We start from the raw sequence: 15,447 nt of genomic DNA, 5'->3' as shown, positions 1-15,447 counted from the left end.
TAGAAAGCCGGATTAACGGCACTGTGCCTGATAATTTTCTCCCCATTTCCACAGGGCGTCCATCACGGGTTTCAGGCTGTACCCGAGTTCGGTCAGCGTGTATTCCACGCGCGGCGGCACCTCGGCGTAGACCTTGCGCGTCAGCAGACCGCTGGCCTCCATCTGGCGCAGCTGTGCGGTCAGAACCTTTTGCGTGACGTGCCCGATGGACTTTTTCAGTTCGCCGAAACGCATGGTGCCGTTCGTCAGGTCACGCAGGATGAGCACCTTCCATTTATCGCTGATGAGCGTCAGCGTGGTCTCGACAGGGCAGGCGGGCAGTTTTTGTTTTGCAGTCGATTCGGTCAGTTCCATGAGAAAAACCTCCTTGTTAACGCGATTTGCGCCAATAGTATCTTTTGGGTAACTACACCACAATATTGTGCTTACTTTACAGATTGTCACTACGGCTTTATTATAGAATCACCGAAAGGGAAAAGCAATCCCAATATAGAAAAAGAAAATAAAATTTTCATGGAGGTATTTATCATGAGCAAGGTCGTAGAATTTCTGCAGGCGAATCCGGTACAGTATCTGGCAACCGTAGGCCGTGACGGCAAGGCAAAGTGCCGCCCGTTCATGTTTTCGGGTGAGATGGACGGCAAGCTGTGGTTCTGCACGAACAACACGAAGGACGTTTACAAGGATATGCAGGCAAATCCGGAGATCGAAATCTCGGTTTCCAGCCCGGAGTACGCATGGATTCGCCTGCACGGCAAGGCTGTTTTCGAGAACAACATGGCTGCCAAGGAGATGTGCATCGCAAATCCGATCGTCAAGAGCCAGTACGGCGAGGCGACCAACCCGATCTTCGAGGTGTTCTATCTCGAGAATGCACACGGCAGCATCGCTGATTTCTCCGGAAATCCGCCGTATCAGTTCTAAACAGTCCCAATCAGCCTGCAAAGAGCCTGCAGGCTGATTTCTTTTGCCCTCTGCACGAACTGAGTATTGAACTGACTGGCAGAAATAGTGTATACTAATATTCGGTTTAATAAGGGGGTAAAACAATGGATTTTATCAAGAAAAACGGCGCCGGACTGCTGCTATGCCTGTGCATTGCGATTCCGGCGTGGCTGCTGGGACAGGCGGTGCCGGTGGTCGGCGGGCCGGTGTTCTCCATCCTGATCGGCATGGTGCTCACGCTGTTCTGGAAGGACAAGACCAAGGTGCAGCCGGGTATCGGCTTTACCTCGAAAAAGGTGCTGCAGTACGCGGTTATCCTGCTCGGCTTCGGTCTTAACCTGTCCGAGATTGCCAAGGTCGGCGCACAGTCGCTGCCCATCATCGTTTCGACGATCGGTACCTCGCTGATCGTGTCGTTCGTGCTGTGCAAGGCAATGAAGGTGCCGTCCAATATCTCGACGCTGGTCGGTGTCGGCTCGTCCATCTGCGGCGGCTCGGCAATCGCGGCAACCGCTCCGGTCATCGGTGCGGACGATGAGGAGATCGCGCAGGCGATTTCGGTCATTTTTCTGTTCAACGTCATCGCGGCGCTGACCTTCCCGACGCTCGGCGGCATGCTTGGCATGACCGACCACGGTTTCGGCCTGTTTGCGGGCACGGCGGTCAACGATACCTCGTCCGTAACGGCAGCCGCTTCCGCGTGGGACGGCATTCACGGCAGCAATACGCTGGAAATCGCCACCATCGTCAAGCTGACGCGCACGCTGGCGATCATCCCGATCACGCTCGTACTGGCGCTGTGGCGCACCCACAAGGCCAAGACCGAGCAGAGCAGGGGCGGCGAAGCCTTCTCGCTCAAGCGCGCGTTCCCGATGTTTATCCTGTACTTCGTGCTCGCGTCCATCATCACCACGGTGTGCACCACGGTCGGCGTACCGGCAGGCGTGTTTACGCCGCTCAAGACGCTGTCCAAGTTCTTTATCGTCATGGCGATGGCGGCTATCGGCATGAATACCAATATCGTAAAGCTGGTCAAGACCGGCGGCAAGCCGATTTTCATGGGCTTCTGCTGCTGGGTCGCTATTGCGTGCGTCAGCATTGCAATGCAGCATTTGCTGGGGTTCCTCTAAAGCGTAAAAAGCACAAAGGACATTCGTCCTTTGTGCTTTTCTGTTATTGCGGAAAGTTTGATTTATGCATCTGTTCTCTGGTGCAACTCGTGTGCACCGGAAAACGGATGCATGATGCCTGATCGCCTTTCTGGAATCGGAATCCATAAGGGTCTGCACGCATTACAGCACAAAAAATATCCCTGCACCATCGAAACGGTGCAGGGACGTTAGAGAAAGGAGAAGTTTAAGCGTTTTCCATGATGGCCTTAACGGCAGCTGCGGTATCGGTCAGCGGGAACAGCTCATAGCCGACACGGCCGGTGTAGCCGCACTCCTCGAGGTGACGGATAACCTTCTTATAGTTGATCTCACCGGTGCCCGGCTCATGACGGCCCGGAGCATCAGCAACGTGAATGTGGCCGAAGGTATCGCCGTAGTTGGAGATGGTATCGCAGATGCAGCCCTCGTTGATCTGCATGTGGTATACATCATACAGCAGCTTGAGACGCGGAGAGCCGATCAGACGAACGATTTCAGCGCCCATCTGGGTGGTAGCGAGGAAGTTGCCGACGTGGTCGGTGGTGATATTCAGCGCCTCGAGGTTGAGGTTGATCTCTTCCTTCTCGGCCAGCTCAGCGCAGGCGAGCAGCGTGTCGTACATCGAGCACAGCTTTACGGTGTGGGACAGGTTGTCGTAGTGGTTTACTACAATGCCGCCGTCACCCAGTGCGTTGGAGTGGATGGTAACGCTCGAAGCGCCAACCTTCTTAGCCGCTGCGATGGACTCCTTCAGGTAGTCCAGATACTTCTGCTTGTGGGTCGGGTCTACGAGCGAGTAGTCCGCGTCGCCGTTGAAGCCGGAAATTGCAATGCCGGCCTTCTCAGCAGCCTCGCGGGTCGCATCCAGATCGCGGATACGCCAGTCCCAGAACTCTACGGCCTCAAAGCCGTCGTTCTTTGCGGCCTGGAAACGGTCGAGCCAGTCCAGCTCGGTGTAAAGGGTATCAATGCAAGCGCATTTTCTCAGTGCCATAATAAATTACCTCCAAACTTTCTTGTTTCAATCATAGCAATTCAGATAAATGCTGCAACAAGTGCGCGCACACAGCACGCAAATAGCATCGTCACTTTCGCTTGCTATGCGACAGCATAGCTGCGCAAAACTTCCTTACCCTTTACGCGCTGCATCCGCTACTTTTGTCGCATTATTTATCTGAATTGCTATACTCTTGTGATTTGATGATACATCAAGCGTATCGGATATGCAATACGCTGTTCTGTAAAAATTAAAACGGGTTACGCGCCGATTCCGAGCGGCGAGAATGCCAGATAAACCAGCACAACGCATACGATAACGATCACGCTGACGATATTGCGGTACTTCCACGGCGTCAGGTCTACCGCGCCGACGTCCTCCTGTACCCAAACCTCAGCACCCTTGCGCTTATTGTGACGGTGCATGAGGTACATAATCAGCATTTCAAGCGGCCACAGAACGGATACGGCGTACAGATAGTGCATGGTGCCCTCGTTGCCGCCGAACAGCGAATAGCTGGGAGACAGGAGCATGAAGCCGCCATAGCAGATGATGTGGAATACCATGATGAAGCGTGCGCTGTACTTCGGCAGGCAGTTGAAGAAGAAGCCGCCGAATACACCGGACAGGACCGGCAGACCGACCAGCATAACGAACGAATCGAGGAAGGTCTTGAGTCCGGCAGGGAAGAAGTAGACCATCGGACCGACGATCATCGAGAAGATTGCGAACACAATGCCGATATTCTTGCCGACCGAGACCAGCTTTTTATCGCTGGCGTTCTTGTTGATGAATTCCTTGTAGATGTCCATCGTGAACATGGTGTTTACCGAGTTGAGCACCGAGTTGAACGAGGACAGGATCGCGCCGAACATAACGGCTGCGAAAAAGCCCATGACCGGCTGGGGAACAACGCGGGTGATCAGTGCCGGATATGCGTCATCCATCATGGATACCTGCGTGCCCTCGATGTTGAAGATCGCGTAAGCGATAACACCCGGCAGAGCGAGGAACATAAAGCCGAGGATTTTCAGGAATGCGCAGTAGAGTGCGCCCTTCTGTGCTTCCTTGAGGTTTTCGGCAGCGAGTACGCGCTGGATGAACGACTGATGCGTGCACCACGACTGGAAGCCGAGGAATACCAGACCGAGGAAAACGGTCGGCCACGGAACGGCCGGTGCTTCACTCTGCGCGGGTGCGATGGAGTTGAGCATATCGGCGTGGTTGTGGATCAGGTAGCGCACGCCGTCCATGATAGCAACGCCGCTGTCGCTGCCGGAGGCATGACCGAGCACGTTGAGCGCGAGGAACGGGATCATCAGTCCGCCGATCAGCAGACCGACGCCGTTGATGGTATCCGATACCGCAACCGCCTTCAGACCGCCGAAGATGGCGTAGATCGAACCGATAATGGTGATCAGAATGCAGAGAATAACGATAGACTGGAACTTGGTAATGCCAAGCGTGCCGGACAGGTTGAAAATGTTTTCAAATACCAGCGAACCGGAGTACAGAATGACCGGGATCTGCACGAACAGGTACAGAATAATGTACGCGATGGAGAACCACAGCTTGGTGGGTCGGTCGTAGCGCTCGCCGAGCAGCTGCGGAATGGTGGTAATGCCGCTTTTCAGGTAGCGCGGCGCGGCAAACAGCGCCAGCACGATGAGTGCGGTCGCTGCCATGACCTCGAATGCCATCGGGCTCATGCCGATCGCCCAGGTCTGTCCGTTTGTACCGACAAGCTGCTCTGCGGAGAGGTTGGTCAGCAGCAGCGAGCCTGCAATGACAATGCCCGGTAGACCGCGTCCTGCCAGAAAGTAGCCGTCGGCGGTGGTCTGGTCATCACCCTTGGTCTTGACGTAGGAGATGACCGCGACTAAAATGGTGAAAAATACAAAGGTTACGCAAGTGAATATCATTTTCTCTGTTCTAACTTCCTCGATTTGCATAAAAAACCGTTGGTGCATAGCGCACCAACGGTTTTAGCACATTGCTTAGACTGTGTGCGTGGTGTGAAAATTAAGCTGTGATTAAGCCTCGATCTCGGAGATCTTGACCGGGCGGCCCTCATGCAGCGACTTGGTAGCAGCTGCTGCCATCAGTACCGGATACAGACCGTCCTCGCCGGTAACCGGAGTCTCCTTGTCGTTGATAACGGCATCTGCGAACGCCTGCATTTCTGCAACGAATGCGCCGGTGTAGCGATCCCACATTACCTTGTAGGCTACGCCGTGTACCGCGCCGTCTGCGGTGGACAGAACAGCGGTGTTCGGGGTGTCGTTCTGGTCCTCGGCACAGCCTTCGGAGCCGAATACCTCAACGCGCTGGTCGTAACCGTAAACTGCCTTGCGGCTGTTGTCAATTACGCCGATCGTGCCGTTTGCGAACTTGAGGGTAACGAGCGCAGTGTCAACGTCGCCGGCCTCACCGATGCCCGGATCGACCAGAACGGAACCAACTGCATTTACCTCGGTAACTTCGCTGCCTGCGAGGAAGCGGGCCATATCGAAGTCATGGATCATCATATCATAGAAGATACCGCCGGAAACCTTGACGTAGGATACCGGAGGCGGCTCCGGATCGCGGGAGGAGATCTTGATGATGTTGACCTTGCCGACCTTGCCGTCACGAACCATGTCGTAAACTGCGCGGTGGTTGTGGTCGAAGCGGCGGCAGAAACCGATCTGCAGCTTTACGCCAGCTTCCTTGGCTGCGTTGATGGCAGCGTGAACCTTCTCCAGATCATAATCGATCGGCTTCTCGCAGAAGATGTCCTTGCCTGCGTGAGCAGCCTCGATGATGTACTTGGAATGGGTGTCGGTAGAGGAGCAGATGAGCACTGCCTCGATCTCGGGATCGTTCAGAATGTCATTTGCGTCCTTGGTGGTGTTCGGAATGCCGCAGGACTTGGCAAATGCCTCGGTCTGCTCATTCATAAACGGGTCAGCGATGGTCTTGATCTCCATCTCCGGTACGAACATGGAAATGTTCTTTGCGTGTACCTTACCGATACGACCCGCACCGATAATACCTACTTTCATGGGTGTTCCTCCTTAAATGAACATTTGGAATAAAAAGAGAGGTTTGTATGAAGCGTTGGAGCGCGTTTCCATACATAATTTCCGCCGCAGGCGGTATTAAATCGTGAAGGCGTTGCCTTCACAAAAAAACGCGGAGCATGTATCTGCGTTTTTTTACAAGTAAGAAAATCGGTGTGCCGCTGTGCGACGCGCTGATTTTCGCCCGGGAATCATCCGCGGCAAAGCCGCGGTGTTTCCCATCTCCTTGAAATGCACGCATTTCAAGGAATTATTTCAGCCAGTTTGCGAAGTTGTCCAGACGAGCCTGTGCGTTGTCCTTGGTGATGATCTCGGTGCCGGTGTCTACGTCGCCGTACTCCTCGCCGTTCAGGATCTTCACGATGGTCTCAACTGCCTTGTAGCCGATGTCGAAGTTGTTCTGTGCAGCGGTCATGGTCAGCTCGCCGTTCAGAACGGCTTCTACTGCGGACTTCTGGCCGTCAAAGCCGAGGAAGATGGTTTTTGCGTAGTTCGGATTGTCCTTTGCGGTACGGGCAGCTGCCAGCGCCATATCGTCGTTGTTGGAGCAGATGATGGCAACGCCTTCCGGATACTTGCTCATGATGCCTTCCATCGCGGTTACAGCGAGGTCAGCGGTTGCGTTAGCGTACTGGGTTTCGTTATCAAGGAACTCGCCGCCGGCTTCGTTTACGCCTTCGCGGTAGCCTTCCATGCGGGCGGTGTTAGTTGCGTCACCCTGAACGCCTGCGATTTCGATGCACTTGATATCGGTCCAGCCGGCTGCCTTCGCAGCTTCAACAGCGGCCTTGCCGCCCTCCTTGGCTGCTTCCTTGTTGCCGGTGCCGACGAATGCGAGGCACTTGTCGGAATCAATGCGGGTATCGTATGCTACGACCGGCTTGTCGGTGTTTGCGATAGCGGTTGCAACAGCCTCGGACTGCAGCGGAGCGATCAGGTAGCCATCGTAGGACTCAACCGCAAGGTCGGTCTGGATGGTGTTGAGCTGCTCCTCGTAGTAGGTCTCAGCCGGAGGACCCTTGATGTCCAGGCTGACCTGATCCGGGTGCTCATCCTCATATGCCTCAGCGCCTGCCTGAACAATGTTCCAGAACTCGGCAGCGTTGGTCTTGAGCACCATGCTGATCTTGTACGGGCCGTCATGGGTGGAGGCGGTGTCGCCGCCGTCGTTTGCTGCAGAAGAATCGGTGCTGCCGCCGCAAGCGGTCAGGCTGAGTGCGAGGGCGCTGGTGAGCAGGGCTGCTAACAGTCTCTTTTTCATAGTGTGTCTCCCTTTCTTTTCTCGTTTTTCTTCTCTTGCCTCTCTTTCAGCACTGTGCGATTGTGTGCTCTGTGCTGTTTATGTTCTTATTATAGCGAGCGGGTACGGAAGTGTCAACAGGCAATTTGCCGGTGTGGAAATCGTTCAAATGAAAAAATGTCAAAATGAGCGGATAAAATGCGCGTAAAATGCGTATAAACCGAGAAATGCAAAACAAATATGCGGGAAACAAGGGAGGTCACAAGGTTGGATGTGTGTAATTGTATATGTCGTACAAAGCACACATTCTGTGAAAAACACAGAATATCGCACATAGTTTTGGAAAAGATGAAAAATAGAGCATAAAACATCGGATATATCGAAAAACTTGTGCCAAAAGTGGTATGTGCAAATGCACAGAAAGAAGGAAAGCACAGATTTTGTCTTCACAAAGCACAGAAATATGGTATAATAAGCACAGAGAAAAGAAACATCGCAGAGATGCAGGATAATATAAAGAGCAATTACGAAAAGGTGAAGGACTATGAACAAAAGACCAACTATTCAAACGATTGCTGAGCTTGCGGGTGTTTCCCGCGGCACGGTAGACCGTGTATTAAATAATCGTTCGTATGTGCGCGCGGATGTGCGTGCGCGTGTGCTGAATGCCATTCAGGAGACCGGTTATCTTTCTCCGAAGGAGGCGCATCGGCAGGCCGCAGAGGCAAAGCTGCCGCTCAAACCTGTGCGTTTGGGTGTGCTTTTGCCAAACTGGAGCGGTCCGTTCCACGAGGATGTCCCGAGGGGCATTCAGGCTGCGCGTTCCGAGCTGGAAAAGCGCGATGTTGAGGTGCGTGTGTGCACTTGTGAAACAGATATTCCGCGCGAGACGATCGAGCTGCTGGACGAGCTGGTAAACTGGGGCGCGCAGGGCATCGCTCTGTGTGCATTAAATGATATTTCGATCGAAGCACGCATCGGAGAATTGGCCGAACAGGGCATTCCGTGCATCACGTTCAACTCGGATCTGCCGAACAGCCGCCGTCTGTGCTTTGTAGGTCAAAATTACACACAAAGCGGCCGTATTGCCGCCGAGCTGCTCAGCAAGTGCGTGCCGAAAAACGCGCGTGTGCTGGCGATGGCGGGTAATCTGGAGTACGATGGCCACCGCACCCGTTTAGACGGCTTCTGCGAGCATCTAAAGAAAAAGGGCTTCTCTTCCTCGCAGATCGAGATTGAGGAGACCTATAACGACTACCGTTTGACCTATAACCGCGTCACGGCGGCGCTGCAGTCAGACAATCCGCCGGCGGCCATCTATATGGCAAACCGCAGCGTTACCGGCTGCGTGGACGCACTCAAAGCTGCAGGCATGGATCAGCAGGTGCGTGTGATCGCACATGATATGTCGCTGAGACGCAAGCAAATGCTGCTTGACGGCTCGCTTGACCTGACCATCACGCAGGACATGTTCCGGCAAGGCAACCAGCCGCTGCGCCTGCTCGCAGACCTGCTGCAGAAGAATATTCAGCCGGAAAACAGTAATGAGGGTTCGAAAATTTCCATTATCTGCGCACAGAATATCGAATAAGTAAGCGAAACGGCACAGCGTTGGCTGTGCCGTTTTTCTGTCTCTTTTTGCACCGAATAGATGGGGACACGAACTGATTAGGCGTGTTTGGCCCTGATGGGCGGGGAGTTTTTCACTGAGATTCAGCGAGGGAGGCGCCGTACCCACGGCGGTGGGGCAAGAGGGTAGACACCTACGGTTTCTACCCTCTTAACTCCCGTTTCCCTTTGTTTCGCAGTCTGGCGCAGACCAGAGAGCGGCGACCGCTTCGAAAAAGGGGGAACGGCAGAGGATTTTTTCTACCGCAGGGGAGCACAGTGTGCTCCCATTTCGTTACCTCTACGCAGTGCCGGATTCCTTGCTGCTACACAGGTGGTTCGATCAACGCAGGCGCAACATGACAGTGTTGCGCAACTTTTTCACACGTTGTAACGCACAGCACCTACGAAGATAAATGGTATTAAATATCTAAATTCGCAGGTGCTGTCTATTATATAACGTGCCAACGAATTGTGCGGCACTATTATGCCGCACCCAGCGTAGACTAACCGCATGTGTAGCAGTACGAAAACAGCTTGAGCGGCTAAGAAAAAGAAATGGGCGGACCCAAAGGTCCGCCCTGCGGAAGAGGAACAGTACGCTCGTTCCTTTATAGTCTCAGTTCTGAACAGCCGCCGTGCTATCCCAAAAGGGAAATGGGAGATTCACAAGAGGGTAAAAACCGTAGGTTGTTATCCTCTTGTGCCCTCAGCGGGCAGCGTTCATCTGCCATGCGAAATGGTCGCAATGCAGCAATTCCTCCGCTCTGTGCGAGCACGGCTCATCCAGATACTCACGGTACAACGCCTGAACCGCCGGATTTTCATGCGAAAAACGCAGCGGTGCATTCTGATCGAGTCGGAACAGAACCTTGCCGCGGTCGGCGGCTTTTTCGCGGTCGGTGCCGTCCACCGGCTGACCACCGCCGCCTGCACAGCCGCCCGGGCATGCCATGATCTCCACAAACTCATAGTGTACCTCACGGCGCTGCAGCGAGTGCAGAAGCTGACGTGCGTTGCCCAGTCCGCTTGCTACCGCGCAGTGCACAGTCCGGCCTGCCAGCTCGAACGTTGCTTCGCGCCACGGCAGCGGAGAAATCGTGCCGTCGTCACGCACCTCGCGGAATGCATCCGGCGACGGATTTTCGCCGGTGGTGAGGAAGTACGCCGAACGCAGCGCGGCCTCCATAACGCCGCCGGTCGCGCCGAAAATAACGCCTGCGCCGGTGCCGTCGCCCAGCGGAGAATCAAACGCGGATTCCGCGATGTTTTCCACATCGAGGTGCTCGGCACGCGCCATGCGCGCCAGCTCTCGGGTGGTGATGACCAGATCGACATCGCTGCCGTGACCGGCCGAATCCATGCTCGGCAGCTCACGCTCGGCCTTTTTTGCGATACACGGCATGATGGAGATGCTGTAAATTTTGTCTGCGTCCACGCCGAGATTGTGCGCCAGCCAGGTCTTGCCGACCGCGCCGAACATCTGCTGCGGCGACTTGGCGGTGGACAGACGGCCGGTCATTTCCGGGAACTGCGACTTCAAAAAGCGCACCCAGCCCGGGCAGCACGAGGTAAACATCGGCTGATTGTCCAGATCGCCCGCCTGCAGACGCTGGAGCAGCTCGGTGCCCTCTTCCATGATGGTTAGATCGGCGGAAAACGTGGTGTCGAACACATAATCTGCGCCCAGCTTGCGCAGAACGGACACCAGCTGACCGACGGTTGCCTTGCCGGTCGGCATGCCGAAGGCTTCGCCCCATGCAGCACGCACGGCCGGAGCAATCTGCACAATGGTCACGCGGTCCGGATCGCCGAGCGCAGCATATGCCTTCTGCGTGTCATCGCGCTCGCGCAGAGCGCCGGTCGGGCAGTGCGTAATGCACTGACCGCACAGCGAGCAGTCCGCCTGCTTGATTACGCGGTTTTCCGAAACATCAATGGTGGTGCGCGCACCCGAGCCGCTGATATCCCAGACGGACAGCGACTGCACCTTGTCGCATACCTGAATGCAGCGCATGCACTTGATGCACTTATTTACATCGCGGTAGAGCGGGAACGTGGTCGTCCAGTCGGCCTTTTTGCCGCGTGCAAGGTCGGTGGGGTAGGAAACACCCAGAATGCCCATATCGTTTGCAATCTTCTGCAGCTGGCAGGTGCCCGAGCGGATGCAGGTCGCGCACTTGTTGTCGTGCTGCGAGAGGATAAGCTCCATATTGACACGGCGCGCCTCGAGTGCACGCGGAGAATTGGTGTGGATGACCATGCCTTCACGCACGACGTTGTTGCACGAGGGAACCAGCTTGCCCTCGCCCTCTACCTCGACACAGCAGACGCGGCAGGCGGAGATTTCGTTCAGCTCTTTTAAGTAGCACAGGCTGGGGATTTCGATATCGACAGAGGCGGCGGCATCCAGAATGGTGGTGCCTTCCGGTACAGTCACCGGGATAGAATTGATCGTCAGATTTACCATTTAGAAGAACGCCCTCCCTTGAAAATACCGTAGCCGAAGTGATCACAGCGCAGGCAGCGGGAGGTCTCCTGATGAACCTCCTGCTCGGTCATGCCGCACTTTACCAGATCAAAGTTGCCGACGCACTCCTCGGCGGGTCTGCTGCGCAGCTCGATGCGGCCGCAGGCCGGCATATTGGTCAGATGCGGTGCCGGAATCTCAACATCGCTCTTGATAACGTGACGGAAGCCGAGGTGCGCGTCAATGTTGGCTGCAGCCACCTTGCCGGCGGCTACCGCGCGGATAACGGTCGCCGGACCGGTAACGGCATCGCCGCCCGCGAATACATGCGGGGTGTTCGGCACAAATGCGTCGGATTCAGCCTGAATCTTGCCGCGTACGACCGGAGCGATCTGCTCGAACGGCTTTGCGTCGATGGACTGGCCGATGGCTACGATAACGACATCGCACGGCGTGCGGAGCAGCGGCTGATCGGCATCGTAGGGACGCGGACGACCGTCCTTGCCGTAGGAGCCGATGACCTGCGGACGTGTCCACAGAGCGGTAACGCGGCCCGTTTCATCGGTTTCGATGTGATCAGGTGCCTGCAGCGAGAGAATCTGGCAGCCTTCGCTCTGTGCTTCCTCGATCTCCTCAGCGAGCGCGGTCATATCGGTCACACGTCGGCGGTAGACGCACGTTACTGCGGAGGCACCGAGACGGATAGCGGTTCGGGTTGCATCCATCGACACGTTGCCGCCGCCGATGACGCAGACGCGCTTGCCCTTGAAGTCCGGCACGCGGCCCTCGCCGATGTCGCGGAGCAGCTGCACCGCGGAGTGTACGCCGACTGCGTCCTCGCCGGGAATGCCGATCTTCTTGTCGTTATGCGCACCGATGGAGATGTAAACCGCGTCGTACTGGTTCTCAATCTCAGCGAACGAAATATCGCGGCCGATGGAAACGCCGGTGTGCACCTCAATGCCGGTGGACAGGATGAAGTCGATATCCGCATCCAGCTTGTCCTGCGGCAGACGATAATCCGGAATGCCGTAGCGCAGCATGCCGCCGAGCTTGGGACGCTGGTCATAGACTACGACCTGATGACCCATCAGCGACAGGAAATACGCCGCTGACAGACCACCCGGTCCGCCGCCGATGATGCCGATGCGCTTGCCGGTCGAGGGTGCGGAATCCGGCGGCGTGGTGTTGTCTGCGTGGTCGCACGCGAAACGCTTGATGCCGCAGATGTTGACCGCATCGTCCACCATACTGCGGCGGCAGTGTGCCTCGCACGGGTGCTCGCAGACATAGCCGCATACGGTCGGGAAGGGGTTGTCCTTGCGGATCAGGCGCACAGCGTCGTTGTAGCGGCCGGCACGCACGAGTGCAATGTAGCCCGGAATATCCACACCGGCAGGGCACAGTGCTACACACGGTACCGGATGATCCCAGCCGAACAGACAGCGGCCGCTCTCCACATGGGAGAGGTAGTCATCGCGGAAGCCCTGCACGCCCTGCAGAACCATGCGGGCAGCCTCATAGCCGATGGCGCAGTCCGCCGTATCCTGAATGACACGGGCGGTTTTCTCGATCAGGTCAATGGTCTCCGGTGTTGCGGTGGAGTCCAGCACCTGCTCGAGCAGAGTGGTCAGCTGTCCCAGACCGATGCGGCACGGAACACATTTGCCGCAGGTCTGTGCATGGCACAGACGCAGGAACGACAGCGACATATCCACCGGACACAGACCCGGAGGACTGGCGCTGATGCGCCGCTCGATATCGCGGTACAAGCCGGCAATGACGGTCTCAGCCTTGCCCGGCGTTTCAATGGATAAACGACTCAAAAAAGTCCCCTCCCTTTCTTGTAAAAACATATAAAAAATAATAGAACTTTTTGGCGGATAAGTCAATTGCAACTCAGTGATTTTGGAGAAAATACCAATAAAAAGCTGCTTGCAGTGGCAGCTGGAGGACGGATATGCTATACTGCCAGAAAAGAGAAGGAGAGCAAAGCTGTGCGTATCATCAATTTCGGTTCGCTGAATATAGATAAGGTATATCAGGTGGAGCAGTTTATCCGGCCGGGACAGACCATCACCGCGAAGGACTGCACCGTAGCTGCGGGCGGCTTCGGCGGCATCCGCCATCGCTGTTTCGCGCGCAGGAACGCATAAATCATCGGAAACGGGGCAAACTGAATCTCCGAAAGGAGTGTATCGGTATGCACGTTACAATCGAACGAGGCGGCTGTATTTCCTGCGGCCTGTGTGAAGGAACCTGTCCTTCCGTGTTCCGCATGGCGGAAGACGGCCTTGCCGAAGTCCATCATCAGCCGGAAACCGCAGAGGAGCAGGCGGGCGCGCAGGAGGCTGCAGGCGGCTGTCCGGTGGCCGTCATTCATGTCAGCTGAACAACGTAAGCGTAAAGGCAGACCGTCGGGTCTGCCTTTTTACATCGACCGCAAGAATTTGAAAGTTTGCCCGGGAGTCCCGCTCATATCCCGCAAATAGGGGCGTTCTTTTCGCAAGAATGCTCTGTTTTTTCAGCTCCCGAAACGCTACAATAAAATCATCAAATGGAGAGCGGCAAAACCGCCGCGTAAGAGTGAGAGAGTTACATATAAAAGGAGAGAATATACCATGAAAACTGTTAAGGTTGGTTCGGTAGGTCTGGGTCGTCTGGGTTATGAGCACGCAAAGAACCTTGCAACGCAGGTTCCGGGCTGTGGGCTGGCAGCCATCTGCGACGTAGATGCGAACCGCGTAAAGGAAGTTGCGGCAGAGCTCGGCGTGCCGAATACTTACACCGATTTTGAAGAAATGTGCAAGAATCCGGAGCTGGACGCGATCGTTATCGTTTCCCCGTCCTTCCTGCACTGCCAGCAGATTGAAATTGCCATGAACCACGGCAAGCATGTGTTCTGCGAGAAGCCGCTCGGCACGGATGTTGCACAGTGCAAGGCTGCCGAGAAGGTCATCGAGGCACATCCCGACCTGATCTTCCAGCTTGGCTTCATGCGCCGCTTTGACAAGTCCTACGCCGAGGCAAAGCGCAAGATCGACAACGGCGATATCGGCAAGGTAGTTCTGGTTCGTTCCTACACGCAGGACCCGCGCTCCACTATCGAGTCCACCCTCAAGTTTGCACCGCACTCCGGCGGTCAGTACCTCGATATGTGCGTGCATGATATCGACCTCATCCGCTGGTTCACCGGCTCGGATGTCAAGAATGTATGGGCAATCGGCGGCGTATTCGAGTTCGACCTGTACAAGGAGCTGAACGATGCGGACAACGCAGCTGCTACCATCCAGATGGAGAACGGCGCAATGGGCTTTATGTTCACTAACCGCACCCATGCCGCAGGCTGCAATGTCGAGACCGAGATTATCGGCACCCACGGCACGCTGCGCATTGCAAACGTCGGCGCAAAGAACCTGCTGAATATCGTGGATGAGCACGGCTCCCGCGAGGAGTATTATCCGGACTTCATGAGCCGTTGGCACGAGGCTTTCGTAGCCGAGATGGTTGCCTTCACCGGCCATGTCCGCGACAACACCAAGCCGACTGACCTCACCGTTTATGACGGCACCGCCGTTTCCGAGGCTGCTTACCGCTGCAAGGAGTCCTTTGAGACCGGCAAGATGCTGCCGATTCGATAAAATCAGCATAGAGAAAGCCTGTCACCATAGGTGGCAGGCTTTCTGTTATCCGCAGCCCTGCCGGGCTGCAGCGGGTGAAGCGCTGCATTGAGTTTTCGTCACAGGAGCGCTATAATGAATTTATCTTAGTATGCAGGTGATTCTATGTACCGCGATCTGACAAAAGGCAGTATCGCCAAAGGTTTGATCTGGTTTGCGCTGGCGGGGCCGGTCGGTGAGGTCGGTATCCGGATTGTTATCCCGATCGGCTGGTTTCTCGCGGATTTTGTGGGCTGCGGATACTATCTCCGCCGCAGAAGGGCGCTTTTGCCGCAGAATTGAGGAAAAAAGGAG

Annotated in this window: 14 protein-coding genes; 7 read left to right on the top strand and 7 right to left on the bottom strand. The window is 55.6% G+C overall.

The window, feature by feature from the left end:
- Nucleotides 1-12: 12 nt before the first annotated feature.
- The gene (locus tag IEY11_RS08525) at nucleotides 13-354 is read right to left on the bottom strand and encodes a winged helix-turn-helix transcriptional regulator (protein WP_118728734.1); all 342 of its coding nucleotides are present in this window, start codon (nucleotides 352-354) and stop codon (nucleotides 13-15) included.
- A 174-nt stretch (nucleotides 355-528) separates the two neighbouring features.
- Between IEY11_RS08525 and IEY11_RS08520 the strand changes: the two genes are divergently transcribed.
- The gene (locus IEY11_RS08520; RefSeq protein ID WP_118728735.1) at nucleotides 529-924 is read left to right on the top strand and encodes a pyridoxamine 5'-phosphate oxidase family protein; all 396 of its coding nucleotides are present in this window, start codon (nucleotides 529-531) and stop codon (nucleotides 922-924) included.
- Between the two features lie 125 nt (nucleotides 925-1,049).
- Complete coding sequence (locus tag IEY11_RS08515) at nucleotides 1,050-2,075, top strand: YeiH family protein (protein WP_118728736.1); 1,026 nt, start codon at nucleotides 1,050-1,052, stop codon at nucleotides 2,073-2,075.
- A gap of 226 nt (nucleotides 2,076-2,301) precedes the next feature.
- Here the strand turns inward: IEY11_RS08515 and IEY11_RS08510 are convergent, their stop codons facing one another.
- From IEY11_RS08510 to IEY11_RS08495, 4 genes are all read right to left on the bottom strand, one after another.
- Nucleotides 2,302-3,090, bottom strand: a complete 789-nt coding sequence (locus IEY11_RS08510) for a TIM barrel protein (RefSeq protein WP_188886298.1) — start codon at nucleotides 3,088-3,090, stop codon at nucleotides 2,302-2,304.
- Nucleotides 3,091-3,353: 263 nt separating this feature from the next.
- The gene (locus tag IEY11_RS08505; RefSeq protein WP_188886297.1) at nucleotides 3,354-5,015 is read right to left on the bottom strand and encodes a solute:sodium symporter family transporter; all 1,662 of its coding nucleotides are present in this window, start codon (nucleotides 5,013-5,015) and stop codon (nucleotides 3,354-3,356) included.
- Nucleotides 5,016-5,126: 111 nt separating this feature from the next.
- Nucleotides 5,127-6,137 carry an inositol 2-dehydrogenase gene (gene iolG, locus IEY11_RS08500; RefSeq protein WP_188886296.1) on the bottom strand — a complete coding sequence of 337 codons (1,011 nt, stop codon included), beginning with the start codon at nucleotides 6,135-6,137 and terminating at the stop codon, nucleotides 5,127-5,129.
- Between the two features lie 268 nt (nucleotides 6,138-6,405).
- A complete protein-coding gene (locus IEY11_RS08495) occupies nucleotides 6,406-7,416 on the bottom strand; it encodes a sugar ABC transporter substrate-binding protein (protein ID WP_118728738.1) in 1,011 nt (336 codons plus the stop codon).
- A 523-nt stretch (nucleotides 7,417-7,939) separates the two neighbouring features.
- Here IEY11_RS08495 and IEY11_RS08490 point away from each other — a divergent pair.
- The gene (locus tag IEY11_RS08490; protein ID WP_188886295.1) at nucleotides 7,940-8,986 is read left to right on the top strand and encodes a LacI family DNA-binding transcriptional regulator; all 1,047 of its coding nucleotides are present in this window, start codon (nucleotides 7,940-7,942) and stop codon (nucleotides 8,984-8,986) included.
- A gap of 726 nt (nucleotides 8,987-9,712) precedes the next feature.
- On the opposite strand, the gene IEY11_RS08485 is transcribed toward IEY11_RS08490, so the two are convergent.
- Both IEY11_RS08485 and IEY11_RS08480 read right to left on the bottom strand, forming a co-directional pair.
- Nucleotides 9,713-11,473 carry a [FeFe] hydrogenase, group A gene (locus tag IEY11_RS08485; protein WP_188886294.1) on the bottom strand — a complete coding sequence of 587 codons (1,761 nt, stop codon included), beginning with the start codon at nucleotides 11,471-11,473 and terminating at the stop codon, nucleotides 9,713-9,715.
- Nucleotides 11,467-13,299 carry an NAD(P)-binding protein gene (locus tag IEY11_RS08480; protein ID WP_118728740.1) on the bottom strand — a complete coding sequence of 611 codons (1,833 nt, stop codon included), beginning with the start codon at nucleotides 13,297-13,299 and terminating at the stop codon, nucleotides 11,467-11,469. The genes IEY11_RS08485 and IEY11_RS08480 overlap by 7 nt, the downstream gene beginning before the upstream one ends.
- A 171-nt stretch (nucleotides 13,300-13,470) precedes the next feature.
- Here IEY11_RS08480 and IEY11_RS08475 point away from each other — a divergent pair, with 171 nt between their 5' ends.
- From IEY11_RS08475 to IEY11_RS08460, 4 genes are all read left to right on the top strand, one after another.
- The gene (locus IEY11_RS08475) at nucleotides 13,471-13,629 is read left to right on the top strand and encodes a hypothetical protein (RefSeq protein ID WP_188886293.1); all 159 of its coding nucleotides are present in this window, start codon (nucleotides 13,471-13,473) and stop codon (nucleotides 13,627-13,629) included.
- Nucleotides 13,630-13,676: 47 nt separating this feature from the next.
- Nucleotides 13,677-13,865 carry a ferredoxin gene (locus IEY11_RS08470; RefSeq protein ID WP_118728741.1) on the top strand — a complete coding sequence of 63 codons (189 nt, stop codon included), beginning with the start codon at nucleotides 13,677-13,679 and terminating at the stop codon, nucleotides 13,863-13,865.
- 229 nt (nucleotides 13,866-14,094) lie between these two features.
- A complete protein-coding gene (locus tag IEY11_RS08465) occupies nucleotides 14,095-15,114 on the top strand; it encodes a Gfo/Idh/MocA family oxidoreductase (RefSeq protein WP_118728742.1) in 1,020 nt (339 codons plus the stop codon).
- Between the two features lie 144 nt (nucleotides 15,115-15,258).
- Nucleotides 15,259-15,435 carry a hypothetical protein gene (locus IEY11_RS08460; protein WP_158578246.1) on the top strand — a complete coding sequence of 59 codons (177 nt, stop codon included), beginning with the start codon at nucleotides 15,259-15,261 and terminating at the stop codon, nucleotides 15,433-15,435.
- The last annotated feature ends 12 nt before the right edge of the window (nucleotides 15,436-15,447 follow it).

The sequence above is a fragment of the Butyricicoccus faecihominis genome (assembly GCF_014648015.1).
In the GTDB taxonomy this organism is placed as follows: Bacteria; Bacillota; Clostridia; order Oscillospirales; family Butyricicoccaceae; genus Agathobaculum; species Agathobaculum butyriciproducens.
Note: the sequence above shows the minus strand (reverse complement) of the source record. Positions and strands in the feature narration are given on the sequence as shown.